26 protein-coding genes are annotated in these 26,758 nt (G+C 67.0%); 13 read left to right on the top strand and 13 right to left on the bottom strand.

The window, feature by feature from the left end; translation table 11 throughout:
• The first annotated feature begins 103 nt into the window (after window positions 1–103).
• Both ABY44_RS36715 and ABY44_RS36710 read left to right on the top strand, forming a co-directional pair.
• The gene (locus ABY44_RS36715) at window positions 104–1,069 is read left to right on the top strand and encodes an enoyl-CoA hydratase/isomerase family protein (protein ID WP_060082737.1); all 966 of its coding nucleotides are present in this window, start codon (window positions 104–106) and stop codon (window positions 1,067–1,069) included.
• A gap of 151 nt (window positions 1,070–1,220) precedes the next feature.
• Window positions 1,221–1,367: a DUF3096 domain-containing protein gene (locus tag ABY44_RS36710; RefSeq protein WP_021157720.1), complete on the top strand. Its 147-nt coding sequence runs from the start codon at window positions 1,221–1,223 to the stop codon at window positions 1,365–1,367.
• A gap of 99 nt (window positions 1,368–1,466) precedes the next feature.
• On the opposite strand, the gene ABY44_RS36705 is transcribed toward ABY44_RS36710, so the two are convergent.
• Window positions 1,467–3,275 (bottom strand): alkaline phosphatase D family protein, encoded by a 1,809-nt coding sequence (locus ABY44_RS36705; protein WP_060172766.1) that lies wholly within the window; start codon window positions 3,273–3,275, stop codon window positions 1,467–1,469.
• 252 nt (window positions 3,276–3,527) lie between these two features.
• Here ABY44_RS36705 and ABY44_RS36700 point away from each other — a divergent pair, with 252 nt between their 5' ends.
• The 3 genes from ABY44_RS36700 (at window position 3,528) to ABY44_RS36690 (ending at window position 8,225) form a co-directional block, all read left to right on the top strand.
• Entirely contained in the window at window positions 3,528–6,014 is a 2,487-nt protein-coding gene (locus tag ABY44_RS36700) for an AsmA family protein (RefSeq protein ID WP_060172767.1), read from the top strand.
• A 664-nt stretch (window positions 6,015–6,678) separates the two neighbouring features.
• Window positions 6,679–7,605, top strand: a complete 927-nt coding sequence (locus ABY44_RS36695) for a LysR family transcriptional regulator (RefSeq protein ID WP_034196250.1) — start codon at window positions 6,679–6,681, stop codon at window positions 7,603–7,605.
• Window positions 7,606–7,985: 380 nt separating this feature from the next.
• Window positions 7,986–8,225 carry a LuxR C-terminal-related transcriptional regulator gene (locus ABY44_RS36690; protein WP_225723211.1) on the top strand — a complete coding sequence of 80 codons (240 nt, stop codon included), beginning with the start codon at window positions 7,986–7,988 and terminating at the stop codon, window positions 8,223–8,225.
• Between the two features lie 36 nt (window positions 8,226–8,261).
• Here ABY44_RS36690 and ABY44_RS36685 read toward each other — a convergent pair whose 3' ends face one another.
• Entirely contained in the window at window positions 8,262–8,687 is a 426-nt protein-coding gene (locus tag ABY44_RS36685) for an acyl-CoA thioesterase (RefSeq protein WP_021157713.1), read from the bottom strand.
• Between the two features lie 209 nt (window positions 8,688–8,896).
• On the opposite strand from ABY44_RS36685, the gene ABY44_RS36680 reads away from it, so the two are divergent.
• From ABY44_RS36680 to ABY44_RS36650, 7 genes are all read left to right on the top strand, one after another.
• Entirely contained in the window at window positions 8,897–9,997 is a 1,101-nt protein-coding gene (locus ABY44_RS36680) for a 3-deoxy-7-phosphoheptulonate synthase (RefSeq protein WP_063623169.1), read from the top strand.
• An 11-nt stretch (window positions 9,998–10,008) separates the two neighbouring features.
• Entirely contained in the window at window positions 10,009–11,268 is a 1,260-nt protein-coding gene (locus ABY44_RS36675) for a Rieske 2Fe-2S domain-containing protein (protein WP_060172768.1), read from the top strand.
• On the top strand, window positions 11,269–11,802 hold the full coding sequence (locus tag ABY44_RS36670) for an aromatic-ring-hydroxylating dioxygenase subunit beta (RefSeq protein WP_027792273.1): 534 nt from the start codon (window positions 11,269–11,271) through the stop codon (window positions 11,800–11,802).
• 9 nt (window positions 11,803–11,811) lie between these two features.
• On the top strand, window positions 11,812–12,174 hold the full coding sequence (locus ABY44_RS36665) for a non-heme iron oxygenase ferredoxin subunit (protein WP_059696880.1): 363 nt from the start codon (window positions 11,812–11,814) through the stop codon (window positions 12,172–12,174).
• Window positions 12,171–12,458, top strand: coding sequence for a DUF1330 domain-containing protein (locus tag ABY44_RS36660; protein ID WP_027792275.1), 288 nt, complete (start codon window positions 12,171–12,173; stop codon window positions 12,456–12,458). The genes ABY44_RS36665 and ABY44_RS36660 overlap by 4 nt, the downstream gene beginning before the upstream one ends.
• A gap of 65 nt (window positions 12,459–12,523) precedes the next feature.
• Window positions 12,524–12,826, top strand: coding sequence for a DUF1330 domain-containing protein (locus ABY44_RS36655; protein ID WP_230942762.1), 303 nt, complete (start codon window positions 12,524–12,526; stop codon window positions 12,824–12,826).
• Window positions 12,823–14,097, top strand: coding sequence for an FAD-dependent monooxygenase (locus ABY44_RS36650; RefSeq protein WP_081072765.1), 1,275 nt, complete (start codon window positions 12,823–12,825; stop codon window positions 14,095–14,097). Before ABY44_RS36655 ends, ABY44_RS36650 begins: the two co-directional genes overlap by 4 nt.
• Here ABY44_RS36650 and ABY44_RS36645 read toward each other — a convergent pair.
• The 11 genes from ABY44_RS36645 to ABY44_RS36595 form a co-directional block, all read right to left on the bottom strand.
• Complete coding sequence (locus ABY44_RS36645; protein WP_060172769.1) at window positions 14,094–15,116, bottom strand: aldo/keto reductase; 1,023 nt, start codon at window positions 15,114–15,116, stop codon at window positions 14,094–14,096. The genes ABY44_RS36650 and ABY44_RS36645 overlap by 4 nt on opposite strands.
• A 115-nt stretch (window positions 15,117–15,231) precedes the next feature.
• A complete protein-coding gene (locus tag ABY44_RS36640; protein WP_060172770.1) occupies window positions 15,232–16,431 on the bottom strand; it encodes an arabinose transporter in 1,200 nt (399 codons plus the stop codon).
• A gap of 23 nt (window positions 16,432–16,454) precedes the next feature.
• The gene (locus ABY44_RS36635) at window positions 16,455–17,993 is read right to left on the bottom strand and encodes a DHA2 family efflux MFS transporter permease subunit (protein WP_059696871.1); all 1,539 of its coding nucleotides are present in this window, start codon (window positions 17,991–17,993) and stop codon (window positions 16,455–16,457) included.
• Between the two features lie 2 nt (window positions 17,994–17,995).
• Entirely contained in the window at window positions 17,996–19,243 is a 1,248-nt protein-coding gene (locus ABY44_RS36630; RefSeq protein ID WP_060172771.1) for an efflux RND transporter periplasmic adaptor subunit, read from the bottom strand.
• A complete protein-coding gene (locus ABY44_RS36625) occupies window positions 19,240–20,688 on the bottom strand; it encodes an efflux transporter outer membrane subunit (protein ID WP_431643541.1) in 1,449 nt (482 codons plus the stop codon). Before ABY44_RS36625 ends, ABY44_RS36630 begins: the two co-directional genes overlap by 4 nt.
• Window positions 20,689–20,850: 162 nt before the next feature.
• Window positions 20,851–21,366: a shikimate kinase gene (locus ABY44_RS36620; protein WP_371142912.1), complete on the bottom strand. Its 516-nt coding sequence runs from the start codon at window positions 21,364–21,366 to the stop codon at window positions 20,851–20,853.
• Window positions 21,363–22,043 carry a hypothetical protein gene (locus tag ABY44_RS36615; RefSeq protein ID WP_060172773.1) on the bottom strand — a complete coding sequence of 227 codons (681 nt, stop codon included), beginning with the start codon at window positions 22,041–22,043 and terminating at the stop codon, window positions 21,363–21,365. Before ABY44_RS36615 ends, ABY44_RS36620 begins: the two co-directional genes overlap by 4 nt.
• Complete coding sequence (pheA, locus tag ABY44_RS36610; protein ID WP_060172774.1) at window positions 22,040–23,176, bottom strand: prephenate dehydratase; 1,137 nt, start codon at window positions 23,174–23,176, stop codon at window positions 22,040–22,042. The genes ABY44_RS36615 and pheA overlap by 4 nt, the downstream gene beginning before the upstream one ends.
• A 40-nt stretch (window positions 23,177–23,216) precedes the next feature.
• A complete protein-coding gene (locus ABY44_RS36605) occupies window positions 23,217–24,206 on the bottom strand; it encodes an NAD(P)H-dependent flavin oxidoreductase (protein WP_060172775.1) in 990 nt (329 codons plus the stop codon).
• Window positions 24,207–24,229: 23 nt separating this feature from the next.
• On the bottom strand, window positions 24,230–24,634 hold the full coding sequence (locus ABY44_RS36600; protein WP_042974961.1) for a thioesterase family protein: 405 nt from the start codon (window positions 24,632–24,634) through the stop codon (window positions 24,230–24,232).
• A gap of 39 nt (window positions 24,635–24,673) precedes the next feature.
• Window positions 24,674–25,825 carry an acyl-CoA dehydrogenase family protein gene (locus ABY44_RS36595; protein WP_060172776.1) on the bottom strand — a complete coding sequence of 384 codons (1,152 nt, stop codon included), beginning with the start codon at window positions 25,823–25,825 and terminating at the stop codon, window positions 24,674–24,676.
• 552 nt (window positions 25,826–26,377) lie between these two features.
• Here ABY44_RS36595 and ABY44_RS36590 point away from each other — a divergent pair.
• Window positions 26,378–26,755, top strand: a complete 378-nt coding sequence (locus ABY44_RS36590) for a DUF3592 domain-containing protein (RefSeq protein WP_059696859.1) — start codon at window positions 26,378–26,380, stop codon at window positions 26,753–26,755.
• Window positions 26,756–26,758 lie beyond the last annotated feature (3 nt).

Raw genomic sequence — 26,758 nt, 5'->3', positions numbered from 1 at the left:
CCGCCGCGCCAGGGGATTGCAACTGCGTTACTTGATGCCGCCGCGGATTGCGAGCCGGGCGCGGCTCTGCCGAGGCGAGATGAAACCAACCCAGGAGTCTGCCATGTCGACTATCTCTCGACGTACCTTCGTCCAGTCAATCGGTGCCGCCACACTCGCGCCCGGTGTGTTGCTCGCGTCTTCGGAAGGGGGCGCTGCTCCCCAACCGTCCGCGCCATCGCAGGGGGGAGGCGGAAGCTATGCCGACTACAAACATATCCGGGTGACCCGCGATAGCGGCGTCGCCACGGTTACCCTGGACTATCCGCCGCTGAATCTGCTCGACGAGGTTCTCTCGGAGGAGTTCGACTCGCTGACCCGGCTGCTGGAACAGGATGCGAGCGTACGTGTCGTTGTCCTGCAGAGCGCCGTGCCGAAGTTCTTCATCGCCCACTCGGGCCTGCATCGTGTCGGCTCGGCGCCGAAAACGACTTCGAATACGCGCACCTTCCGCCTGACACAGATGCTTGGCGAGCGCTTGCGCAACATGCCCAAGGCCGTCATCGCGAAGGTCGAAGGGATCGCCCGCGGCGGCGGCTGCGAAATCGCGCTGGCCGCGGACATGTGTTTCGCCGCGATCGGCGAAGCCGTGTTCGGTCAGCCGGAGGTCGTGTGCGGGCTCGTCCCCGGCGGGGGCAATACGCAGCGCCTGCCGCGGCGGATGGGACGCGCCCGCGCCCTCGAGGTACTGCTGGCCGGGGAAGACTTCTCCGCGGAGCTGGCCGACCACTACGGCTATATCAATCGTGCATTGCCGGCCAGGGAACTGGGCCCGTTCGTGGACAAGCTGGCGCGCCGCATCGCGACGTTCCCGCCCTCCACGATTGCACACCTGAAGCGGTCCGTGGACATGGGGTCCGACGTTTCCTTCTCCGAAGGCTTGCTGGTGGAAGCGCACGAGGCCGATCTGTGCGTGGCCAACGAAGCGATACAGGCGCGTGTAAAGGCGATACTCGCAGCCGGTGCCGAGACCTACGAAGGCGAACTCCACTTTCCGGACCTGTCCGCGAAGCTGCCCCCCGCCGATTGAGCGATCTGCGCGGCTCCGGAAGAGAAGGCTCGCCGATTCGAAGGCTCGACGCGGCACGCGTCGAGTCAGGCATGGAAATCGCTCCGCTACGTGGATCAACGTCGCACCGACGCACATCCGATTTCGCGATCCACTGTCAGGAGGCCGCGCCATGCACGAATTCACGAACTGGAGCCCATTGGTTTCGCTGATCGCCGGGATTCTCATTCTGGTGGTACCGCGCTTGCTGAATTACATCGTTGCGCTGTACCTGATCATCATAGGGTTGCTCGGGCTTTTCGGCGGACATTTCCACTGACGCGCCGCGCGGAACGGCCCTGTGGACGACCGCACAGGGCCGCTTGTTCGAGTTTCCGGGGACGCGCAATGCTGCCGGGAAACGGCGGCGCGTCGGAACCTACAAGTGCTCGACGCGTACCTCGACTGAATCCCTGGGCACGGTCAATCGCGTGCGGCCAAGCAATGCATCCGCGGGCGCGGTGCCGTCCGGGTTCAACGGCTTCATCTTGTTGAACGTGACGGAAAAGGAGTCCGGCGTGACCGTGGCCGACGCATAACCCTGCGCGTCGTGGTCGGCGTGGCACAGATCGGGGTTGTTCGCCATCAGGAAGCGGTCGAGCCTGGCAGGCGTCGCCGCGATGGACGCGAGCGGTGTGCCGTTCCATGCCGCCTTCAGGTAGGAATAGAACGACATGCTGCTGATGCCGGCGCAGACGAAATCGACGATGACCGGCACCCCCGTGGCGGGATCGGGATCGTCCCGCACGACGCCGCACTGAAATGCATGCAGGTCTCCGGTGATCGCGACGACGTTATGGATCCCGTGCTCCCTCAAGTAGGCGAGCAGTTCGTGCTTGTGCGCGGGATAACCGTCCCATGCGTCGCAATCGACCACGAGGCGGGCTCCCGGTGTCTTGGGTGCACCCGGCATCACGAACCACAGACGGTTCAACATCACCTCGTTGCCCCATACCTTCCAGGTTGCCGGCGAGTCCTTCATCGCGGCTTTCCACCATTGCGTCTGTTCCGGACCGAGCAGCGACGGCGGGCGGCCCAACTGCCGGGCAAGACGCGCCTCGTCGCGTTGCAGTCCATCCTGCTTGACGAAGTAGCGCGAGCCGGCTGCATCGTCACCGTGCACCGGGTCGTGCCCGTGCGCGCGCGCGATCGCCGCTTCGCTCACGACATGGTCGTCGCGATACAGCCGCTCGTCCGTCATCACCAGATGCATCAGCATGCCGAAACGAAAATCGCGGTAGATGCGAATGTTCGTGTACGACGGATCGTCCGGCTCGAAGCGCACGTCGCCCCAATCCACCGGCATGTACTCTGCCCACGCGCGACTGGCGTTGCGGCGCCGCCGGGTTTCCTGTCGCTCCTCGTTGGTGTAGACCTGATGGTCCTGCCAGCAATCGTCGGAAAATTCGTGGTCGTCCCAGATCGCGATCATCGGCAGGCGCTGGTGCAGTATCTGCAAGCGCGAATCGGTACGATAGGTGCGATAGAGCGTCCGGTAGTCGTCGAGCGAATCGGCATACGCGCGGCCGTCCGCGAGCCGCTTGCCGTCGGGCAGATGCAGCGGAGAATGTGCCGGCTCGGCCTGGCCGGGGGGAGATGTCCCGACCGTTTCATAGATATAGTCACCCACGTGCACGACGAAATCGAGATCGCGTTCGGCGGCCATCAGCGTCATCGCTTGCCAGTGATTGACGCTCCAGTCCTGACAGGTGAGCCACGCGAAGCGAACCTGTTCGTTGGCCTCGCCGGCCTCCGGTGCCGTGCGCGCGACACCGGTCATGCTGACGTCGCCGCCGGCGACGAACCTGTAGTGGTAGGTCGTCTTCGGCGAGAGTGCCGTCACCTTCGCGCGCACGGTGAAGTCGTAGATGGCCAGCGCCCTCAGCGGTACGCTGGCGACGAGCGTCGAGAAATCCGGCAGCGTCGATACTTCGAGCCGTAGCGGTACCGCGCGCGCGGCACTTCTTGCATCGTGCTGGTCGCCGCTCGGTACCGGCACGCATCGTGTCCAGAACACGATGGAGCGATCGCGCGGATCGCCGCTTGCGACACCTTGCGGAAATTGACTGGTTTTTTTGCGCACGGTGCTGCCCGGCAGGCCCGCTGGTGAAACGTCGTACGGGACAGCAGCGGCGGCAGCCGCAATGGTAAAAAAAGCCGACGACTTGAGGAAATGGCGACGATCCATTGATCCTCCCGATCGCATCCCGCGGATGCAGGAAGCACTGCAGCAGGCGTCCGCTTCTCTCGCTCAACGAGCTTGCCGGCGTTACGCTGCGAGGGCAGGTAGTGCAGTCGATCCGGAACATTACTGCGAAGATCGATGCCTGAAAAGTCGTACGAACCCCATCTCGAAGGCACGCACGCTACCTCGCGGGCAGCCCCCGTATTCAGGAACACGAATTGCTGGATACGGTGCAGCAAACTCGGGGAGGGAGCAATGCACATTGGCCACACCGTCGGCAAGGTGGCCGCGTGGCTTGCCGTCATCGTCACCCTGGCGCTTGCCGCGCTGGTCATCTTCATCGTCACGTTCGACTGGAATCGAGCCCGGCCGTGGATCGATGACAAGGTGTCGGACGCGATCGGACGTCAGTTCGCGATCAACGGCGATTTGCGTATCGATTGGCGTCGGCCGGTGAGCGAGCAAGGCTGGCGCGCATGGGTGCCGTGGCCGCGATTCAGTGCACGCGATGTCACGATCGCCAATCCCGATTGGGCGCGCACGAAGTATTTCGTCGCGCTGGACATGATCAGCTTCGAAGTCGAGGCGCTGCCGCTGATGGCACGCCGCATCGTGATTCCGGCAATCGACCTGGTCAATCCGTCCGTCGACCTCGAGCGCATCAGGGACGGGCGAGTCAACTGGACGCTCAAGCTCAAGAGCCCCGCGCAGCCGGGCCGATGGACGCTCGACCTGCATCAGATCGCGTTTGCCCAGGGTCGTCTCGGCTACTACGATCAGCAAAAGCAATTCGATCTGAGCGCCGTGGTCGACACGCTTGGCCAGCCGATCCCGTTCGGCGCGGTGGTGAAACAGCAGGAGGCGTTGGCGCAACACGAATCGGCGCGGACCGTCGGGCCGGCAGGTCAGAAAAAGCTCGCGGCCCAGGCGCGCGCCGGCCCGGCGCAACCGGCGGTGCCTGCGTCGGGTGCCGAGGCGGCGTCCCGCGCATCGGCCGCGGCGTCGCAAGCGCTGGCCGCTGCTTCACATGCCGCGGCGACGACATCTCGCACCACAATAGCCCCGGCTGCATCAGGCCCGTCGATGGCATCGAGCGCGCCCGCAGTGGCCGCGTCGGGCGCAATGGCTTCGGCGACAACGAGCGCATCGACGGGCGCAGCATCCGCAGCACCCGCGGCATCTGCCGGCGTCGGCACGTACGCGATCGGCTGGACCGTCAAGGGGACCTACAAGAAGGGCGCGGTCGCCGGCACGGGCAAGATCGGCAATGTGCTGGAGGTGCAGGGCGCGCAACACCCGTTTCCGGTTCAAGCCGATTTGCGCTTTGGCGATACGCACCTGGCGCTCGTCGGCACGCTGACCGATCCGGCTCACCTGGCAGCGGTCGATCTTCGACTGTGGCTCGCGGGCACCAGCATGGCCAAGCTGTATGACGTCACGGGCATCACCCTTCCCGAAACCGCTCCGTATGCGACCGACGGCCGACTGGTCGGCCAATTCCGGGCGTCCGGCAACGTCTTCAAGTACGAGGACTTCACGGGACGCGTCGGCGGCAGCGACATCAACGGCTCGTTGGTGTACGTTTCGCGCGAACCGAGGCCGCTCTTGTCCGGTACGCTGGTGTCGAGGCTGCTGCAGTTTTCCGACCTTGCTCCGCTCATCGGCGCCGACACGAATGCCAGCAAGGCGCGGCGGGGCGCCGCCGTCGCGCAGCCCGCGAACAAGGCATTGCCGGTCGAGGCATTCCGCACGGACCGCTGGAAGAAGATCGACGCCGACGTTCGATTGACCGGGCGGCGCATCGTCAAGACCGCGAGCTTGCCGATCACCGACCTGTCGACCCACGTCGTGTTGCATGACGGCGTGCTGACGCTCAACCCGCTGAACTTCGGCGTCGCGGGGGGCACGCTTGCTTCGAATATCCACCTGGACGGCAGCGGCATGCCGCTCAAGGGGCGATTCTCGCTGCAGGCGCGACATCTGAAACTCAAGCAACTGTTCCCGACATTTCCGGTGATGCAAACGGCGCTCGGCGAGGTCAACGGCGATGCCGCGCTGTCGGCCACCGGCAATTCGCCGGCGGCACTCGCCGCGACTTCCAACGGGGAAGTGAAGACATTGGTGACCGACGGCACGGTGAGTCTCTTGCTGATGGAAGCCGCAGGGCTGAACGTTGCAAACGTGGTGTACGAGAAATTGTTCGGCACGCGCGACGTCAAGATCAACTGCGGTGTGGCCGACTTCGTGGTCACCAACGGCGTGCTCGACTCGCGCGTATTCGCGCTCGACACCGAGGATGCGGTGATCGGCATGGATGGCAACGTGAACCTGCGGGACGAGACCATGAACCTGACGATCCATCCCCACACCAAGGGATTCCGGGTGATATCGCTACGCTCGCCGCTGTACGTCACCGGGTCCTTCAAGCAACCGCGCGTCGGGGTGAAGGCGGGCGCACTGATCGCGCGTGGCGGTGCCGCGATCGGGCTGGGCTTGCTGAATCCGCTCGCCAGTCTGCTCGCGTTGCTGCAGCCGGGCCGCAGTCGCTCATTGCCGTGCGGCCAGATGCTGGCCGACATGGAGCAGCGCCCGACGGCGCCGCCGCCGGGCGTCCGACAGGGAAAGAAGGCTGTCCCGGCGTACATGAACGCGCCGCTGGCTGCTTCTGCCGCTTCCGCGCCGGCGGGTGCCGAACCCGGGCATTCGACGCGGGCGAACCGGGGTTCCTCTCATGACCGGTAACGCCACGTGCGCGGTCCGTTCCCGCGCTCGGCCGCCTCGAGTACACGCACGAGCATCGACAGATCGCGCAGGGGGCGCGGCGATTGCGATACGCGCGTGACCCAACCCTCGTGGCGCTGATGAATCGCGACGTCGTCGTGTGCAACTCGTGCGCGCGTCGACAGCGGGCCCGGTTGCGGAATCCGATGGGCGACAAGCCGAAGTAGCGTAGCGACGCGCGTCCGCGAAGCGCGGCCGATGCAGGTAGCCGGAATACCGCGAGATCGCGTTCGGGATGCCGTTCGATTTGCGTGGCCGGCCGATTCCCGGCCGCCAGCAGGGCACCGCATCGGCCGAACGCAGGCGCGTCGCGTCGACCCGTGACGACAGGTTCCTGCTTGCCTTGCCGTCACCCGGTGTCTGCGGCCGATATGGACAGGGGGCGACGTCGAATGGCGGTTGAGATCGAATCGCGTGCGGTGCACAATCCGGAAACAGAATGACATCGCGCAAACGGGCCGTCTCGCTTCACGTATTCAGGCGCACGATGCCGGATGGAACGCCGTGCCGGCGATTGACCGGCGCGGTTGTCCGTCATCGTGCGCTGCGCGGATATCACGTCGAATTCGCGGTTCCCGTTAATCGTCAATCCAGGCCGGGTCCCGATCGGCACGAGTTGAACAAGATGAATGCACCTGACCTCAATCTCTTGATTGTTCTGGATGCCTTGCTGTCCGAGAACAGCGTCGCGCGGGCCGCGGAGACGCTCGGCCTCAGCCCGTCGGCATTGAGCCGGTCCCTGGCCCGCCTGAGGGCCACGACGGGTGATCCGCTGCTCGTCAGGGCCGGACGCGATCTGGTGCCGACGCCTCATGCGCTTGAACTGCGGGTCCAGGTTCGCGCGCTCGTGGAAGGCGCGCAGGCCGTCCTTTGTCCGTGCAAGAACGCGGACCTCGGCGGCCTCGAGCGCACGTTTACGATCCGCGCCAACGAAGGGTTCGTCGATACGTTCGCGGCCGAACTGCTCGCGCTGGTGATGGAAACCGCGCCGAACGTTCGGCTGCGCTTCGCGCCGAAGCCGGACAAGAGTGTCGAGGCGTTGCGCATGGGGGCCGTCGATCTCGAAATCGGCGTGGTGGGCCATACGGGCCCCGAATTGCGTGTGCAGGCGCTGTTCCGCGACCGCTTCATCGGCGTCGTTCGAGCCGGTCACCCGCTTGCGCGGGAGGAGGTCACGCCGCAGCGATATGCATCGTTCGGCCATATCAGCGTGTCGCGGCGGGGGCAGCTCAGCGGTCCCATCGACAACGTGCTTGATACGCTGGGGCTGCAGCGAACCGTCGCGGCGATCGTGTCCGGTTTTCCCGCCGCATTGTCCCTGGCGCGCGACTCGGATTTGATCGCCAATGTTCCGGAGCGGCAGACCGCGAAATCGCGGGGGGGAATGTTCAGCTTCCCGTTGCCCGTGCTGACTGCCACGTTGACGGTTTCGCAGATATGGCATCCGCGCTTCGATAACGACCCCGCGCATCGCTGGCTGCGCAGTTGCCTGCGACGTGTCTGCGCGACCCAGGCGTCGTCGTTGTACGATGTCGGCGCACCTGAACCATGACGGTGCACACGTCACGTTCGCGCGCGTCAACTGCATGAATACATTGAGCCTGACGCATCTTCCGCGCGCGATTGCAACTCGGTATGCTCAACCTTGTCCGATTGCTGCGTCCGGCGTAATTAATCCGTATTGCATTGTTTCGCTCAATGCACCTTGATTCGTGATTGTTGCCTGATCGTTGCCGATAATGATCCCGAGGTACGCGAGCGGCACATGGCCGATTCGCGTGCATTACTGACTTAATAAATAAAGAAACAGGCTGGCGCTTTGGCGCCAAGCACTGTCGTTTGCGCTTTCGAGGGCTGAACAGGATGATTCACGCTTCGCAGGATGGGCGTGCGCCGAGTCGGCCAGCATGGTTAATTGTTCTGGAGATTAGAATGACTCGGTTGGCATTGAACATGACACCCCCCACTGCGGTCGCGTTGAGCACGAGAGAGTGTGAAGTATTGAAATGGGCAGCCGAAGGGAAGACTGCCTATGAGATAGGCATGATTCTCGGATTGACCGAACGTACGATCAATTTCCACATTTCACGTTCCATTGCCAAGCTGGACGCTTCGAACAAGACAAACGCGGTCGTGAAAGCCGTGCTGATGGGCCTGATCGTATTCGTTTAGAAAGGACCCGGGGCGCCCGCCCCGGGAAGCCGTTTGTCAGATCGCGCCCTGGAACGCCAGCACGCGCGCCTTGAACTCTTCGGGAACCGGCATCGTCGCATTGCTCGCATAGTCGAACATCACGTGCGTCGACTGCGCGCGGGCAACGATCGCGTCGTCGCCGGCCGCGCCGTTGTCCCGCATCATCAGGTGCTCGAGTTCGAAGCTCTTCGAGCCGAAACGGGTAATGCTGCTGCGCACCGTGATCGTATCCCCGTACTGCGCGGGCTTCAGGTACTCGCACGACGTCTTGACCATGATGTGCGGCAACTTCTCCGAGTACGGCAGCTCCAGCAGGTCGTGCATGAACGTCAGATATGCGTGTTGAAGGTAATCGTAATAAACCGGGCTGCTGACATGCCCGAGTCCGTCCGTCTCCCGGTATTTAACTGTAATTTCAGTTTCATAATGATTTTTCGTCATGTGTATCTCCATGTGAGAGTGCGAGGTGCAATGGCGCATGTCCTCGCGATGAAAATAAATTGAATCGGATGGTTTTAGATACTGTAAAAAATGGCAGATTGAGGAATTCGATTGGCGACTGAGATAAATGACAGTATCGAATCGAATTTGATAAAGCTTTAATTGACCCCCGTGAGTTTCGTATTGTCGAATCGAAATCGGAGAGTCAAGTGGAACAGCCTCATCTGAAAGGGACGGCGGCGGTCACAGGGGCAATGCAACTGCGCGGCGAGTTGCATGCCGACGCCGCGACCACTCGCGTGGTACGTGGCGCCCAGCGCGCACTCGCCCGAATCCTCGCGGGCAGGGACGATCGCCTCGCGTTGATCGTCGGGCCGTGCTCGATTCACGACACGGACGCCGCGCTCGAATTCGCGCGACGGCTCGCGCCGCTGCGGGCGCGTTACGCCGATACGCTCGAGGTCGTGATGCGCACGTACTTCGAAAAGCCGCGCACCACGGTCGGCTGGAAGGGGTTGATCAACGACCCGCGGCTCGACGGAAGCTATCGCGTCGACGACGGGCTGCGTCTCGCGCGTCGCCTGCTGCTCGACGTCAACGCACTCGGCATGCCGGTCGCGACCGAGTTTCTCGATCCGCTCACGGCGCCCTACCTCGACGATCTGGTGTCCTGGGGTGCGATCGGCGCACGCACGACCGAGTCGCAGATTCACCGGCAGATCGCATCCGGCCTCGATGCGCCGATCGGCTTCAAGAACGGCACCGACGGCAACGTGAAGATCGCGATCGACGCGGTTCGCACGTCGCGGGCAGCGCATCACTATCTCCGTCCGCGTGACGAAGGCGGCCTCGAGGTCGCGTCCACGCAGGGCAATCCGAATACGCACATCGTGCTGCGCGGCGGGCGCGTGCCGAACTACGACGACGTCAGCGTGACGGCCGCCTGTGCGGCGCTGCGCGATGCGCAGTTGCCGCCGCACGTCGTGATCGATGCGAGTCACGGCAACAGCGGAAAGCAGACGCGTGCCCAAATCGCCGTATGCGAGAACGTGGCCGGGCAGTTGCGCGACGGGCAGCGCGCGATTGCCGGCGTGATGGTCGAGTCGTTTCTCGTCGAGGGGCGGCAGGACATCGTGCCCGGCCGGGCACTGACCTACGGGCAGAGCGTGACGGACGCCTGTCTCGGCTGGGAGGACACGGTTGCACTGATCGAGCTGTTCGCCGCCGCGGTCGCGTCGCGGCGGCGGTCCCGAGTCGGCTTTCTGGTACCGGGTGTTCCGGCCGGCACCGTACAAGCCATTTCTTACTGAAAGGAGCTTTCTTGAACTCACCCATCGATATCGCACACGCGCTCGACTGGAAGGGGGACGGCGCAAGCCGGACACCGTTCGAAGCCTATACGAGCGATGCGCTTTACCAGCGCGAACTGGAGCGTTTGTTCTATTCGAAACACTGGTGTTACATCGGCCTCGAGGCGGAAGTACCGTCTCCCGGCGATTTCCAGCGCACCGAAGTCGGCGAGCGTTCGGTCGTGATGACGCGCACCGAGGACGGCGAGGTGGTCGTGTTCGAGAACGCCTGCGCACATCGCGGCATGCAGTTCTGTCGTGAACGCGTGGGGAATGCGAAGGATTTCCACTGCCCGTATCACCAGTGGAACTACGACCTGAAGGGCAACCTTGTCGGCGTGCCGTTCCGGCGCGGCGTACGGCAGAGCGGCAAGATCAACGGCGGCATGCCGCCGGATTTCGATCCGAAGAATCACGCGTTGCGGCGGCTGCGCGTGTCGACGCGCGGCGGCGCGGTGTTCGCGTCGTTCGACCAGGACGTCGAGTCGTTCGAGGATTTCCTCGGTCCCGACATCCTGCGCTATTACGACCGCCTGTTCCACGGGCCGAAGCTGACCGTGCTCGGTTATACGCGCCAGCGCGTGCCGAGCAACTGGAAGCTGATGGTGGAGAACATCAAGGACCCCTATCACGCGGGGCTCCTGCACACCTGGTTCGTCAACTTCGGGCTGTGGCGCGCGGACAATCCGGCCCAGCTGGTCACCGACGCGCATCACCGTCACGGCGCGATGATCTCGATCCGCAGCGGCGGGGGCGGCGGCGAGGTCACGCACAACGTGACGAGCTTCAAGGAGCGCATGACGCTGAACGACGACCGTTTCCTCGACGTCGTGCACGAGCCGTGGTGGGGCGAGCCCACCGTCGTGATGCTGACGTTGATGCCGAGCGTGATCATCCAGCAGCAGGTGAATGCGCTGTCGACCCGGCGCATCCGCCCGGTCAGCCCCGGCGTGTTCGATTACGTCTGGACGCACTTCGGATTCGAGACGGACGACGAGGACATGACGCGCCGGCGGCTGCGTCAGGCCAACCTGTTCGGGCCGGCCGGCTTCGTTTCGGCGGACGACGGCGAAGTGATCGAGTGCGTGCAGCAGAGCTTCGAGCAGATCCAGCACGGCAACGTATACAACGAGCTCGGCGGCCGTGACGTCGACGAGCGCACCGACCACATGGTCAGCGAAACGCTCGTGCGCGGGATGTACCAGTACTGGCGCCACGTGATGGAGGCATGAATGACGATTTCATCCGCATTGGCCGACGCACGGCCCGCGACGCGCGGCACCGGAACGGTTGCGGCGACCTTCGCCGATTTCTACGGGCTCGTGGACCTGAACGCGCGCTACGCGTCCGCACTGGATCGCGGCGACTGGGACGCGTGGCCGGAATTCTTCGAGGAGGACTGCACGTATCAGCTGTTGCCGCGCGAGAACCATGAACGCGACTTTCCGCTTGCGCTGCTCGCGTTCGAGAGCAAGGGGATGCTGAAGGATCGCGTGTACGGCATCAAGGAGACGCTGTTCTACGACCCGTATTACCAGCGCCACCTGATCGGCACGCCGCTCATCACGTATCTCGACGAATCGGTCATCGAGGCCGAGACGAACTACGCGGTGCTGCGTACCAAGAGCGAGCAGATGAGCGACGTGTACAACACCGGTCGTTATCTCGACCGGATACGCCGCACGCCGCACGGGCTGCGTTTCGAGTCGCGCATCTGCGTGTACGACAGCGAGATGGTGCCGAATTCGATCATCTATCCGATCTGAGGAGGCAGCGTGACGACGGAATGGACCTATGCGGTCGATACGGCCGCGGTACGCGAGGAGGGGCTGACGGGCGTGATCGTCGGCGGGCGCGACATTGCGCTGTTCGCGGTCGACGACGAGATCTTCGCGACCGACAACCAGTGCACGCACGGCGAGGCGCGCCTGAGCGACGGTTTTCTGCTCGACGACGAAATCGAGTGCCCGCTGCATCAGGGGCGCTTCAGCGTGCGTACCGGTGCCGCGCTGTGCGCGCCGGTCACGGCTTGCGTGAAGACGTTCCCGGTGAAGATCGAGGCGGGCCGGGTGTTCGTGCGATTCGATACCGAAGTCGCGCATGACGAAGCGGATGCATCAACGGGAGAGCGGACATGAGTGCCTATGTGGTGGTGGATGTCGACGTATACGACGAAGTGCGATTTGCCGAATACCGGAAGCTCGGTGTGCCGACGATCGCCGCGCACGGCGGCCGCGTGCTCGCACGCAGCGACGACGTGGTCGTGCTTGAAGGCGAATGGACGCCGCGGCGCCTGGTCGTGCTGGAGTTCGACGATCTCGACGCGGCGCGCCGCTGGCACGGCTCCGACGAATATCAGCGCGCGAGGCAGCTGCGGCTCGATGCGGCCGACACGCACAGCATCGCGCTCGGGAGCCTGTGACACCGGGGCCGCGCTCGGCCGCGGCCCGCGAGACCAAGTGGGGGGAAGACATGACGGCATATATCGTGTTTGACATCGATGTTCACGACGCACGCGGTTATGAGGAGTACCGCGAGATCGGCGCGCCGACCGTCGCTGAATTCGGCGGGCGTTTCCTGGTGCGCGGCGGCGAGGCGGCAACGCTCGAAGGCGCGTGGTCGCCTCGGCGCGTCGTGGTGCTCGAATTCGATTCGATCGACCGCGCAAAGGCGTGGTACGAGTCCGACGGCTATCGGCGTGCGCGGGATATTCGCGAACGCACCGCACGCACGATCGGCATCATCGTACAGGGCGCGGCACCGGCGGCAACCGTGGGAGAGCAGGGATGACCGGGACGACTTCGGCGGCGCGCATCGCGATCGTGGGCGCGGGTATCGGCGGGTGCGCGCTCGGCGCGATGCTGCAACGGATCGGCCATGACGTGCGCCTGTTCGAGCAGGCGCCGGCGTTTGCCCGGGTGGGCGCCGGCATTCACCTGAGCCCGAACCTGATGCGGGTGATGCGGCTGCTCGGCGTGCATCGCCAGGCCCTGTGGGCGGGCCAGGAACCCGATGCGTTCGCCAACCGCCAGGCGGCCGACGGTGAGCTGCTGTATCGGCTGCCGCTCGGCGAACACGCGATCGGCCGCTTCGGCGCGACGTTCGTGACGCTCAAGCGCGGCGACCTGCATGCCGCGCTGTTGGGGGCGGTGGCGCCCGGGACGATCGCGTGGGGCAAGCGTCTCGCCGGCCTCGACCCGGCGGGCGACGCGATCAGGCTGACGTTCGAGGACGGTTCGAGCGAAACGGCCGATCTGGTGATCGGGGCAGACGGCCTGCGCTCGCGCGTGCGCGAGGCGCTGCGCGGTTTCGAGGCGCCGGAATTCTCCGGGCAGGTCGCGTTTCGCGGGGCGTATCCGCGCGCGCTGCTGGGCGAACTCGCGGTCGAGGATCTGACCAAGTGGTGGGGCGACCGGAAATTCGTGCTGTCGTACTGGCTCGATCGCGCGCGCCGCGAATTCTATTTCGCCGCGATGACACCGCAGGCCGAGTGGCCCACGCAGGCTTCGTCGATGCCGGGCGACGTCGACGAGATGCAGGCGATCTTCGCGGATTTTCATCCGGCCGTGCGTCACATGCTGGCACGCGCGCCACGCGAGTCGGTCATGAAGTGGGCGTTGTTCGAACGTTCGCCGCAGTTCGAGTTCGGCAACGAGCGCGTCGTGCTGATCGGCGACGCCTGTCATCCGATGCGCCCGTTCATGTCGCAGGGCGCGGCCATGGCGCTCGAGGACGCGACGATCCTGCTGCGTGCGCTCATCGGCTCGTCGAACGCGGCGAGTGCGTTCTCGACCTATGCGCAGTGCCGGGTCGCGAGACTCGGCGAAGTGCATCGCGTGTCCGCCGCGAATACCTTCATGCACGGCCCGACCGAGCCGGACTGGGTGTTCGGCTACGATGCGCTGACCGCGCACGCGTCGCCCGCGCTGCCGCCGTTACCCGTCGAGCTGGACTGGCTGGTCGGCGCGTCGCCGCTCGCCGCGCGCATGCAGGCCGCGGCGACGCGTGCGGTACCGTCGCATCGGTCGCCGCCGATGCCGCACGCGCAGGCACCGTATTAGACCGGTGCCGGGTTGCGCTCGAAGCCGCGCTGGTGCCAGTACGGGTAGGGCAGTTGCGTCGTACTGGCGGCATCGAGCCGCTTCACCTGGTCGGGTGTCAAGGCCCAGCTGGCCGCCTGCGCGTTCTCGCGCAGTTGCGTGGCGTTTCGGGCGCCGATGATCACGTTCGCGACGGTGGGCCGCCGCAGCAACCAGTTGAGTGCGACCTGCGCGACCGACTTGCCGGTTTCGGCGGCGATCTCGTCGAGCGCATCGACGACGTGGTGCAGCAGGGCATCCGTGACGGGCGGCCCCTCGTTGGCGGTCTTGTGCAGCCGGCTCGTCTCCGGCAACGGTCGGCCCCGTCCGATCAGGCCGGTCAGCCGCCCCCACCCGAGCGGGCTCCAGACGATCGCGGACACCTGCTGGTCGAGCGCGAGCGGCATCAGCTCCGTTTCATAGTCGCGGCCGATCAGCGAATAGTAGACCTGGTGCACGGCATGCCGCGTGAGCCCGTCGCGATCGGCGGCCGCGAGCGACTTCATCAGGTGCCAGCCGGAGAAGTTCGAGCAGCCGATCACGCGGATCTTGCCGGCGCGCACGAAATCGTCGAGCGTGCGCAGGGTTTCCTCGACGCGTGTCTGGGCATCGAATCCATGCAACTGGTACACGTCGATGTAGTCGGTGCCGAGCCGCTTGAGGCTGCCGTGAACGGCATTGGCGAGATGATGGCGCGACGACCCGACGTCATTCGGGCCTTCGCCGAGCCGGAACGTGCCCTTCGTCGACACGATCACGCGATCGCGCCGGCCGGCGATCGCCTGGCCGAGCAGCTCTTCGGCGAGTCCGTCGGAATAGACGTCCGCGCTGTCGAACATCGAGATGCCGGCGTCGAGCGCGATGTCGACAAGCTCGCGCGCGCCGGCGGCGTCCGTGCTGCCCCATTCCCTGAAGAATGCGTTGCCGCCGCCGAACGTCGCGGTGCCGAGACTCAGAACGGGGACCTTGAAGCCGGTTCCGCCGAGGGTTCGGTATTCCATGATCGGTACTCCTTGTAGAAGCGTGAAGGACTGCAGGATGGCGCCGCGCGGGCGCCGCGAGGGTGTCGGATACGTGCGGCGGACGGCAGGGCATGCGCCCGCCGTCCGCCGGGGCTCACGGGGGCGACCGGTCGGCGTGCATCAGCCACGCTGTCAGCAGGACGCCGGCGAATGCGGCACACGCGCCGACGGCGAAGGCGGACGGGTAGTCGGTACGCGCGACGACCCAGCCCGCGAGCGGGCCGGTGCACGCATAGGCGACATCCTGGAACGCCGTGAAGCCGCCGAGGGCGGTGCCGCGTGCCTGCGCCGGCACGTGCCGGAGGGTGGCGACACCGAGCGCGGGAAAGACCAGCGAACAGCCGAGGCCGGACACGGTCGCGCCGACGAGCGCGACGCCGGAAACCGGCGCCGCCCACAGGAGAAGCTGGCCGATCGCCTCGACCGCGAGCGCGGCGAGCGCGACCGGATAGCCGCCGAACCGGTCGGGCAGATGGCCGAACAGGACGCGGACGAGGACGAAGGCGCCGCCGAAGCAACTGAGCGCGAGGCCCGCGCCTTCCCATCCGCGCGCCTGGAACAGCAGCGTCACGAACGCGCCGATCGCCGCGAAACCGACGCCCTGCAGCGCGAGGCTGCATCCGGGCCGCGCGATGATTCGCAGCACGCGGGACAGCGGCACCCGCAGGCCGGGCTGCGGCGCGACGGCAGGCAGCGAAGCAACGAGCGCGAGTGCGATGCAGGGCAGGACGATCGTGGCGCCGGCCACGGCCGCCAGCCCGCCGGCGCGCGCGAGCGCCATCCCGCATGGCGCGCCGAGCGCGATCGCGCCGTAGAGGGCCATGCCCGTCCACGAGAGCACGTGGCCCGAGCGGGTCGCGCCGAGCGTGCCGATGCCCCACGCGAGCGCCCCGGTGACGAGCTGGCTTTCGCCGAGCCCGGACAGCAGCCGCGCGGCAACCAGCAGCGCGAGACGTGCGCCCGGGCCGGCCGGCGCCGTGGCGCTCGCGACGTAGACGCCGCCCGCGACGACGCACGACACGAGCCCCGCGCACATCGTGCGCTTCGCGCCACGATGATCGGCGCGGCGGCCCGCGATGCTCCGCGTGAGCACGGTGGCGAGGAATTGCGCGCCGACCGCCGTGCCGACGACGAGCGTGCCGAAGCCGAGCGTGTCGTGCACGTACAGCGGCACGACGGGCAGCAGGAGGCCGAAGGTCAGCGCGCCGAGAAAGACGCCGAAACAGATGAGCCGGACCGTGCGGGCCGGGGCGATGTCGGGTGCGACGACGTTGTCGAGGTCGGGGGCGTTCATCGGAAGGGGCCGGTTGATCGGCGTCACGGACGCCGGTAGCGGATGGACCAGACGGTCAGCAGGGTCGCGCCGAACAGCAGCAGGCAACCGAACGAGAAATCGTTGAGCGCGAGCATGTGGGCTTGCACGTCGATCGAGCGGCTGACCGACGCGAGCGCGCCGGCCGGCGACATGCCCGCATGTTCGAGCCGGGCGAGCCAGTCGCCGGCGGCCGGATCGAACGGCGTGATGCGATCGACGAGGTATGTGTTGTGAACGCGCGAGCGCCGCTCGAAATAGGTCGGCGCGACGGAGGTGGCGACGCTGGTGCCGATCCGGCGCAGCGCATTCTGCACGCCCGACGCCGCCGGCAGCCTTTCGCGAGGCAACCCGGCGATCGACAGCGACACGAGCGGGGTGATGAAAAACGCGGTGGCCGCGCCCATCAGCAGCGAGTTGGCCGCGATGTCGCCGAGCGTCACGTCGGTATTGAAGCCCATGCGCCAGAACGACGCCGCGCCCCAGCCGACCAGCGCCACGGTCGCGAGGTGGCGCGGGTCGGTGCGCCCCTGGATGCGCCCGATCAACGGCGCGATCACGATACCCGCGATGCCGAGCGGCGCGGTGGCGATGCCGGCCCAGGTTGCCGTGTAGCCCTGCTCGGTCTGCAACCAGAGCGGCACCAGCACGAGCGCGCCGTAATAGACGCCGAAGCCGACCGTCACCGCGATCGTTCCCGCCGTGAAGCCGCGATCCGCGAACAGCCGCAGGTCGACGATCGGATGCGCGTCGGTCAGCTCCCAGAGGACCAGCGCGACGAACGACACGACGCAGAGCACGGCGAGCGCGCGGATCTCGACCGCCGCGAACCAGTCGAGGTTCTGGCCGCGGTCGAGCATCAGCTGCAGCGAGCCGAATGCGGCGGCGAGCAGCAGCAGGCCGACGAAATCGACGGGAAGGTGGCGGGTCGGGTTGTCGCGCCGGCCGAGGAAGCGGGTCAGCACGAGCAGGACCAGCGCCCCCGTCGGCACGTTGACGTAGAAGATGTAGGGCCACGAGAGGTTGTCGGTGATCCAGCCGCCGGCGATCGGGCCGAGCACGGGCGCGACGAACGTGGTGGTCTGCCAGACCGACAGCGCGACGTTGCGGCGCGCGGCCGGAAACACGGCCAGCAGCAGCGCCTGCGAGAGCGCGGTGATCGGCCCGGAGGCCGCGCCCTGCAGCGCGCGGAACAGCAGCAGCGATTCGAAATTCGGTGCGAGGCCGCACAGGATCGAGGTCAGGACGAACAGCACGACCGAGACCCGGAACAGCCGCACCTGGCCGAAGCGCTGCGCGAGCCAGCCGGTCAGCGGCAGCGTGATCGCGAGCGGCGTCGCGAACGACGTCAGCATCCAGGTGCCCATGTCGGGCGCGACGCCGAGATCGCCGGCGATGGTCGGTACCGCGACGTTGGCGATCGTCAGGTCGAGCGTCTGCATGAAGTTGGCGACGCTGATCGCGATCGCGACGAGCACGAGAGCCGGGCCCTGCAGCGGCTCCAGCGGCAGTTTCGGCGCCGCACCCCGAGCGACGGGCGCCATGCTCAGGCTCCCGGCGCGCGGCGCACGGCGGCGCCGTCGTTCGCGCGGATCGTGTCGTTGACGAGGGCGTCGCCGGACGATGCATCGTCATCGAAGATCGACGTCGCGTCGATCGGGCGCCGGGCGGCGGCCGGCGCGGGGCGCACGGAGGCCGATGCGGTGCCGGGCGCGTTGTCGCCGAGCACGACCGATGCGTTCATCGACAGGCCGATGCGCAGCGGGTGCGCGCGCAATTCGCCGGGATCGAGCGCGACCCGCACGGGTACGCGCTGCACGACCTTGATCCAGTTGCCGGTCGCATTCTGCGCGGGCACCGACGCGAATGCCGAACCCGTGCCCGCCTCGACGCCTTCGATGCGGCCGTGGAACACGACGTCGGAGCCATACAGGTCCGAGCGAAGCTCGACGGCCTGCCCGGCGTGCATGCCGCGCAGCTGCGATTCCTTGAAGTTGGCCTCGACCCACACATGGTCGAGCGGCACGAGCGCCATGGCCGGCGCGCCGGGCGTGACGTGCTGCCCGACCTGCACGACACGGCGTGTCACGAGCCCCGCCAGCGGCGCGCGGATTTCGGTGCGGCGCAGTGCGAGCGCCGCACTGCGCACCCGCGCGGCCGCGGCGCGCACCAGCGGGTTCGAGTCGATCGACGTGCCGTCGACGCGCGCACGCGATGCGTCGTACGCGGCCTGCTGCGCGTCCAGCGCGGCGGACGCGCTGGTCATCGCGTCGCGCGCGTGGCGGATGTCCTCGCGCGATACGCCGCCGTCCTGCGCGAGGCCGAGCCGTCGCTGCAGGTCGTCGGAGGCCTTCGACAGCTCGGCCTTGCGCTGGAGGATCTGGGCCGCCTCGCGCGCCGTGTCGGCATGCGCGGTGCGGTACTCGCGCACCGCATGGGCGAGCTGTGCAACGGCGTCGTCGAGCGCGAGCTTCGCATCGGTCGGATCGACGCGGAACAGCGGATCGCCGGCACGGACCCATTCGGCGTTCTGCACCATGATCGTGTCGACCGTGCCCGCCACCTGCGGCGATACCTGCACGACATCGCCCGTCACGTAGGCGTCGTCGGTCGTCTCGGTGCCGCGCGACGTGACCCACCAGTAGCCGCCGGCCAGCGCGGCCAGGGCGAGCGCGATGAAGAACCAGCGGAAATAGCGGCGCCGCGTGGTGCGCAGCGCCTGTTCGGCGGGCGGGGGCGACGCCGCGCCCGCGGCGGCCGGCGCAGCGGCCGGCGGGGTGTCGGTGCGATTCATTGTTGGGCTCCGGGGTTTGTTGCGCCACCGAGCGCGGCGATCAGCCGGACGTGCTCGACGGCAAGTGAGGTATCGGCGCGAGCGACCGACCGGCGGTCTTCAAGCAGCCGGGTTTCGGCCAGCAGCACGTCCAGGTAGCCGGAAATGCCTTTCTGGTAGCGCCGCGTCTCGATGTCGTAGGTCTGCTGCGCGCGTGCCAGCGCATCGCGATTCAGGTCGCGCTGCCTGGCCAGCGCGTCGAGCTGCACGAGCGAGTCGCTGACCTGGGCGAGCGCGTTGACGACGGTGTCGTCGTAGTCGGCGACGGCGGCGTTGTACGCGTCGGTCTGCGCGCGCAGGCCGGCTCGCAGCCTGCCGCCTTCGAAGATCGGCAGCGTGATCGCGGGGCCGGCGCCGAACGTGCCGCTGCTGCCGTGAAGCAGCGCGCGAAAGCCGAAACTCTGCACGCCGGCGAACGCCATCAGGTTGATGTCCGGATAGAACGCCGCGCGGGCCGCGTCGATGTCGGCCGACGCTGCCTCGACGCGATAGCGGGCGGCCAGGATGTCGGGCCGGCGCCCGACGAGCGCGGCCGGGAGCGTCGCGGGCAACGGCGCGACGGCATGCAGCACGCGGGGGGACGGCGTGAGCGTGTCCGCATAACCGGGCCCGCGCCCGACGAGCGCCGCGAGCCGGTGGCGCAGCAACGCGACGGCCGCGCGCTGCCGCTCGACATCGGCCTGCGCGAGCGGCAGCGGCTCGCCGGCACGCGCGACCGCGACGGGCATGTCGAGTCCCGCCGCTTCACGCTGGCGGGTGAGGCGCAGCAGGGAATCGTGCTGACGCAGCGTATCGTTCGCGATGTCGAGCAGTTGCAGCTCGAGCGCGAGCTGCAGGTACGTTTCGACGAGCGCGGCCTGCAACGATACGGTTGCCGCGCGCTCGAGCGACTGCTGCTCGCCGGCGCGCAGGGTCGCGGCGCGGGTCAGCGCGCGCAGGCGCCCGGCAACGTCGAGATCGAACGACGCATTCAGCAGCGCCTGCGCGTTGACTTGCCAGTGGCCTGCGGCGGGGGGCGGGGTGGTGTAGCTGCGCGGCAGCCGCGTCGGCGTCGCGCTGACCGCTGCGCCGAGCAGCGGCAGGGAATCCGCCGCGCTGACGTCGGCTTGCGCGAGCGCCTCGTCGACCCGGGCGCGCTGGGCCTTCAGCGACGGTGAGCCCGCGAGCGCGTCGGCCAGCACGCGGTCGAGCTGCGGATCGCCGAAGGTGCGCCACCATTGCGCGTCCACGTCGGCCTGACCCTTGGCCGCGTGAAGCGCGATGCCCGGGTCGAGCTGTTCGACCGGGGTGATCTTCCGTTGGTCCGGCTGCTGGCCGAACGGGGCACAACCGGCCATGACGGCCGCCGTCACGGCTGCCGTAGCGATCGGACCCCATCTTCGAGTCGAGACAAGAAACTTGGACATGATCGGTTTCCACGAGTCCGGTTGACGAATTCAGACTATCTAAAAATATATCTTTAGATATTCTCAAACAAGGAGCAACTGTCAGAAATGGCAGTGGGGAGCGCCCGTGACGGGGCGGGAAGGGAACCGGGAGCGAGGCAGCCGCGCGCATGGGCGCGACCGTCAGGCGGATGCGGATTCGGCGAGGGCCGCCGCGACGATTTCGTCGATCGACGCGCCGCGCGTGTCGAGCAGGCGATGCGCGCAGGCCCGGTACAGCGGATCGCGCGTCCGCTGCAACTCGGCCAGCACGGCGCGCGGATCGGGCACGTTCAGGAGCGGGCGCGCGGGATCGCGCCCGGTGCGCCGGTACAGCGCGTCGATGTCGCTGACCAGGTAGATCACGTGGCAGCGCGCCTTGAGGCGCGCGCGCGTGTCGTCGCGCAGCACCGCGCCGCCGCCGGTGGCGAGGATCAGCGTGTCGCGTTGCGACAGCGCATCGATGACGCCGGCTTCGCGGGCGCGGAACGTCGGCATCGGAAACAGCATGGCAAGCGGGGCGCCGAAGCGCTGCTCCATCTCCCGGTCGGAATCCGCGAACGGGCGGTCGAGTGCCGCCGCAAGCGCCGCGCCGATCGTCGTCTTGCCCGCACCGGGCATGCCGATCAACGCGATGCGCGGATGGTGCGCTGCCGTCACAGCCGGCTCCGCAGCGAATGCGTCCGGCGCGTCGCCGCCGTGATACGGCGCAGGCGCACCGTATTGGCGAGGCGGTCCAGGACGCCGGTCATTCTTGCGGGCGATACGGGCGCGGCACCGGGTTGCGCGAGCAGATCGCCCAGCGCGATGCCCCCGACCTGCACGTCGTTCGCAAGCAGCGCGTCGGTCAGCATGGCGACGCTCGTATCGATGCCGGTCCACGCATGGCCGAAATCGGCGAGCACGCGGCGCGAGGTCGCGGGTGCCGCGAGGCAGTCGCGCCAGGGCACGAGTACGCCGCCGACGGGCGCCGCGCCACGCGCGGTTTCCAGCAGCCGCCAGCCGTGCGCGGTGGCGCCGTTCCGCGTGCACCAGCGGCCATAGGCCGTCGCGGACGTATCGACGACCAACGCCGTCGGCAGCCGCAGTCTGCCGAGCCGGCGAAGCAGCGCGGCCCGCGCGTCGTCGTCGACGTCCGGCGTGGCCACGCGCTGCACATGCGTCAGCAATTCCAGTTCGTCCTCGTAGTCCGCGCGCAATGCACGCAACCAAGCGCCGGTGTCGCGACGCAGCGACGGCGGCACGACCCCGAGCAGGACCAGCAGGCGATCGTCGTGACCGTCGCAGATGGCCCGCACCCGGCGCGCGACGGCGGTATCGGCGGACGCGGCACTCATGTCGCGCTCGGCTCGGCAACGGCGCCGGCATCGACGATCGGCGCGCGCGGGTAGGAACCGAGGATTCGCAGGTCGGCGGCGATTGTCCTGATGTCGCCGAGGGCGGCGCGGACATGCGCGTCGTCCTGGTGGCCGTCGATGTCGACGAAGAAGCGGTACGCCCATCCGGCGGCGCGGCCGGGACGCGCGTCGAGCCACAGCACCGAGATCCGGTGCCGCGCCAATGCATCGAACACGCCTGCGAGCGCGCCGATCGTATCGTCGAGCTGCAGCAGAAGACTGGTGCGGTCATGGCCTGTCGGCTCTGCCGGCGGCCCGCCGAGGACGAGAAAGCGCGTGCGATTGCCGGGTTCGTCCTGGATCGCGTTCGCCACGATACGCAGTCCGTACTGGTCGGCCGCCCGTTCGCCGGCGATCGCCGCGCAATCCGTCATGCTCGCTGCTTCGCGGGCGGCCGCGGCGTTGCTCGCGACAGGCACGCGGCGCAATTGCGGCGCATGCGCATCGAGCCACGCACGGCACTGTGCCAGCGCCTGCTGATGACCGAGCACGCAGTCGACGCCTTCGAGCGTGCCGGATGCGCTCAGCAGGCAGTGCGCGACCGGCAGCACGATCTCGCCGACCACCGGAGCGGTCGCGTCGGCCAGCAGGTCGATCGCGCGCGTGACGGTGCCTTCGGTCGAATTCTCGATCGGCACCACCGCATGGTCGACGTTCGCGGCCGCCAGTGCGGCGAATGTCGCTTCGAGCGTGTCGCACGCATGTGGACGGATCGGGGCGCCGAAGTAGCGTTGCATCGCGGTCTCGGTAAAGGTGCCGGGCGGGCCGAGGAACGCGACCGACGGCACCCGCTGCAACTCGCGGCTGACGCGGAACAGCGTGTGCCAGATCGCCGCGACGTGGCGCGCCTGCAGCAGCCCGTGCGGCCGGGCGCACAGCCCCGCGACGATTTCCGTTTCCCGGGCCGGCTGGCGGATCGTCCGGCCGTCGAGCGCCTTGAACTGGCCGATCGCGGCGGCGTGCTGCATCCTGCGCGCGATCAGCGCGAGCAGTTCCTGGTCGATTGCATCGATCTGCGCGCGTTGCAGCGCGACCGGATCGGGAGCGGGCAAGTCGGTGGCGGTGAGGGTCATGACGGTACCGTGGAGGTAGCGAAAGAAAGCGGGTGCCCGGTCAGTGCGCGGGGGCGTGCCGGCCGATGCGGGCGGACTCGTGGCGAACGCGTTCGAGTGCGACGCCGTACTCGATCTCGAGCTGCGCGACGATCTGCTCGACGCTCAGCACCGTGTCCATCGAACCTACGCCCTGGCCGGCGCCCCAGATGTCGCGCCACTGCCGCGCGCCGGATTCGGGCGAGAAATCGAGGTGTGCGTGCTCGCTGCGGGGCAGGTTGCGGACGTCCATGCCCGCGGCCTCGATGCTCTGGCGCAGATAGTTGCCGTGCACGCCGCTGAACGCATCGGTGTAGACGATGTCGGCGGCCGTGGCCTCGACGATCGTGTCCTTGTAGCGCTGCGCCACGTTGGCTTCGTGAGACGCGAGGAAGCGGGTGCCCATGTACGCGCAGTCGGCACCCAGTGCAAGCGCCGCCGCGATGGCCGCGCCGGTGGCGATCGCGCCGGACAACGCGATGAAGCCGTCATGAATGCGGCGCACCTCCGACACCAGCGCGAACGGGGACAGCGTGCCGGCATGGCCGCCCGCTCCGGCCGCGACCAGGATCAGGCCGTCGACACCGGCCTCGAGCGCTTTCTCCGCGTGTCGTACGGTCGTGACGTCGTGCAGCACGACACCGCCGTAGGCGTGCACGGCTTCGACGATCTCGCGCGGCGGCGCGCGCAGGCTCGTGATCAGGATCGGCGTGCACCGGTCGATGCAGATCCGCAAGTCCGCTTCGAGCCGCGTGTTGGTCTGATGGCAGATGTGATTGACCGCGTACGGCCCCACGCACGCATCCGGACGGGCGGCACGGTGCGCGGCCAGTTCCTCGTCGATGCGATCGATCCAGTCGCCGAGCTGCGCGCTCGGTCGCGCATTGAGCGCGGGAAAGGCGCCGACGATCCCGCTCTTGCACTGCGCCAGCACCATCTCGGGGTAGCTGGCGATCAGCATCGGCGATGCGATCAGCGGCAGGCGCAGGTCGTGCAGCGGCGTCGGGCGCATCGGGGTGTCTCCTCCAGTGGTGCTCATTGCGCGACCGGTGCGCGGTCGCGGCGCTCGGCAAGCCGCTCGTGAAAACTGTCGCGACCGACCGCGCAGCGTGTATGGATGCCTTCGCCGACGACGCCGGCCGCATCGCGAACCGACACCTTGTAGGTCATCATCCGGCCTTCCACGGAGATCAGCTCGGCGTCGACCGTGACTTCCCAGTCGGGCGGCGTCGGAGCGAGATGCTTGATCTCGAAGTTGTAGCCGACCGTCATCAGGTCGGCGCCGAGCAGGTGATCGGTTGCCTGCATGCAGGTCTGCTCGATGAAGATGATCATGATCGGGCTGGCAAGGGCGTGCGCTTCGCCGCCCCATTGATCTGCAAGCGAAATCGTATCGACGCGGTGCGTGGCACGGGCACGGAGGCCGGGCTGGATGGTCAAGGCAGACTCCTTCGGGATGAGAAACGAAAAATTGATCACTCAGGCCGCGTGCATGTGCGACGCGGTCGCGCGTCGCTGCATCTGGCTGAAGATGTTGCGCGCGTGCATCTCTTCGGTGCCGCCCGCGGTTCCCATGGCGAGTGCGTCGGCAACGAAGGTCGCGAGCGGGCCGCGGCGATAGCCGTCGCTGCCGTAGATCGCGAGCAGGTGCAGCGCGGCCTGGGTCAGGTCGCGGGCGCCGCCCAGTTTCGCAATCGAGCAACTGGCGAGCGCGGACGGGTCGCCCGCCCTCAACTGGTCGAGTGCGGCGAGTGCCATCCAGCGCGAGCGCTCCGCACCGACATGAATGTCGACGAGCCGCCGCTGGACATGCTGATGCTTGTCGAGCGTCACGCCGAGCGCGCCGCGTTCGCCGACATACGCGAGTGCGTCGTCGAGGAACGGCACGACCACGTCCGCGCACAGCAGGCCGAACAACGCGCGGTTCATCGACGCGATGTCCATCAGCACGCGCAATCCGTCCTTGGGAGTGCAAAGCAAATCGTCCGTGCCGACGGGAACACCGTCGAACGTCATGTCGCCGATCGGCAGATCGGCGACGCCCAGGGTTTCCTGGGGCGCAGTGCGCGTCACGCCGGCGCGTTGCGGATCGAGAAGAACCAGCGCCGTACCGGGGCGACCGTCGTGCGTGGCGCTCGCGGCGACGAGGATCAGTGCCGCGTCCGGGGCGTGGCTGATGTTGTACTTGTGACCGTCGAGGCGGCAATCCTGGCCGTCCAGCGTGACGCGGCTCTGCAGTGCGCGGATTTCGGTGCCGGTGCCTCTTTCGGAAATGGCGGTCGCGGCCACCGCGCCGGACGTCAGGGCCGGCAGGAGGCGGTCGCGCTGCGCCGGTGTGCCGTGGAGCAGCAGCGCGCGAATCACGGTTGCCTGATTCGCCAGCGCCATCGCGAAGCCGACGGATCTCGTCGCGGTCACGATCGCCTCGAACGCGGCGATGAACACGTTCAACGACGCGTCCGCGCCTGCATCGCGGCCGGCGACGAGCGTGCGCCACAGACCTGCTTCGGACAGTGCGCGCCAGGTTGCCCAGTCGAAGCCGCGGCGCGGCGACGACGCGAAGTGACGCAGCGCGACGGCGCGATAGGTGGCGGCGGCAGCGCGTTGATCGGGGGTGGCTTCGAAGTTCATGGTGTCCCTGAGGCGATGCGGATGCGGTACGGCCAATCTATCCAAAACCCCGGGACGGAGAAACTGTCATTTTTCGCAATCGCTCATCGGCGATGACGGTGCGTTTCCCAAGTTTATGAAGGAAGCAAGGCAAACTATCGGTTTCGATGTAAGGCCGGTCACGAATGGGAAATGTTAGGTGCGCGGATCTTTCGTGGAGCATGGTGCACGGAGTGCCAGCATGAGGCGAAGCGATTTGGTATCGACCTGATGCGTACGAGCGCGGAGGAATGTGTGTCTCCGCAAGCTACGTGAATAGTGCGACAAAGCTGGAGTGGGAGTGCGCAAGGGGCCATCGTGGGCTAGCTACGCCCAATTCCATCCGGCGTGGCCACTGGTGCGCTCGATGCCATTTCATCAGCATCACGACTACAGACAAGATGCGTCGAAAGCGGCGTCATGAGGTTGACTAAACCGCCTGCGCCGATTTGATAGCCGGCGATGGGCTAAAATCCAGCGCTGACAGGCTGCGGTCAAACTCCGCGTGTCGAATGAAAGAAATCGAGAGGGCTCATGGTCAAGGCTATCCTAGGCATTGTGATGGGGATCGGTTTTCTCATAATCGCGGCCTTCGTCGCGTGGTCGACTCATGAATTTCTCCAGACGGCGATTGCCGTACCCGGAGAAGTTGTCAGCCTGAATGCAGGCGGGAGCCATCCCCAGGTCGAATTTGTCACCAAAGCAGGCCAGCGTGTCTCCTATCCGCAGGGAGGGATGATCTACGGCATGAAAGTCGGCGATAAGGTGACCGTGCTGTATCAGGAGGACGCGCCTCTGCGATCCGCCACGATCGATCGATTCGGCGCAGTTTGGAATTGGACGTTGATGGCGCTGATCTTCGGCGTCGGCTTCATTGTCTTCTCGCTGATGAACCTGCCATCCAGAAAATAAACG

The sequence above is a fragment of the Burkholderia sp. ZZQ-2 genome, assembly GCF_050768715.1.
Lineage (GTDB): Bacteria > Pseudomonadota > Gammaproteobacteria > Burkholderiales > Burkholderiaceae > Burkholderia > Burkholderia cepacia.
Note: the sequence above shows the minus strand (reverse complement) of the source record. Positions and strands in the feature narration are given on the sequence as shown.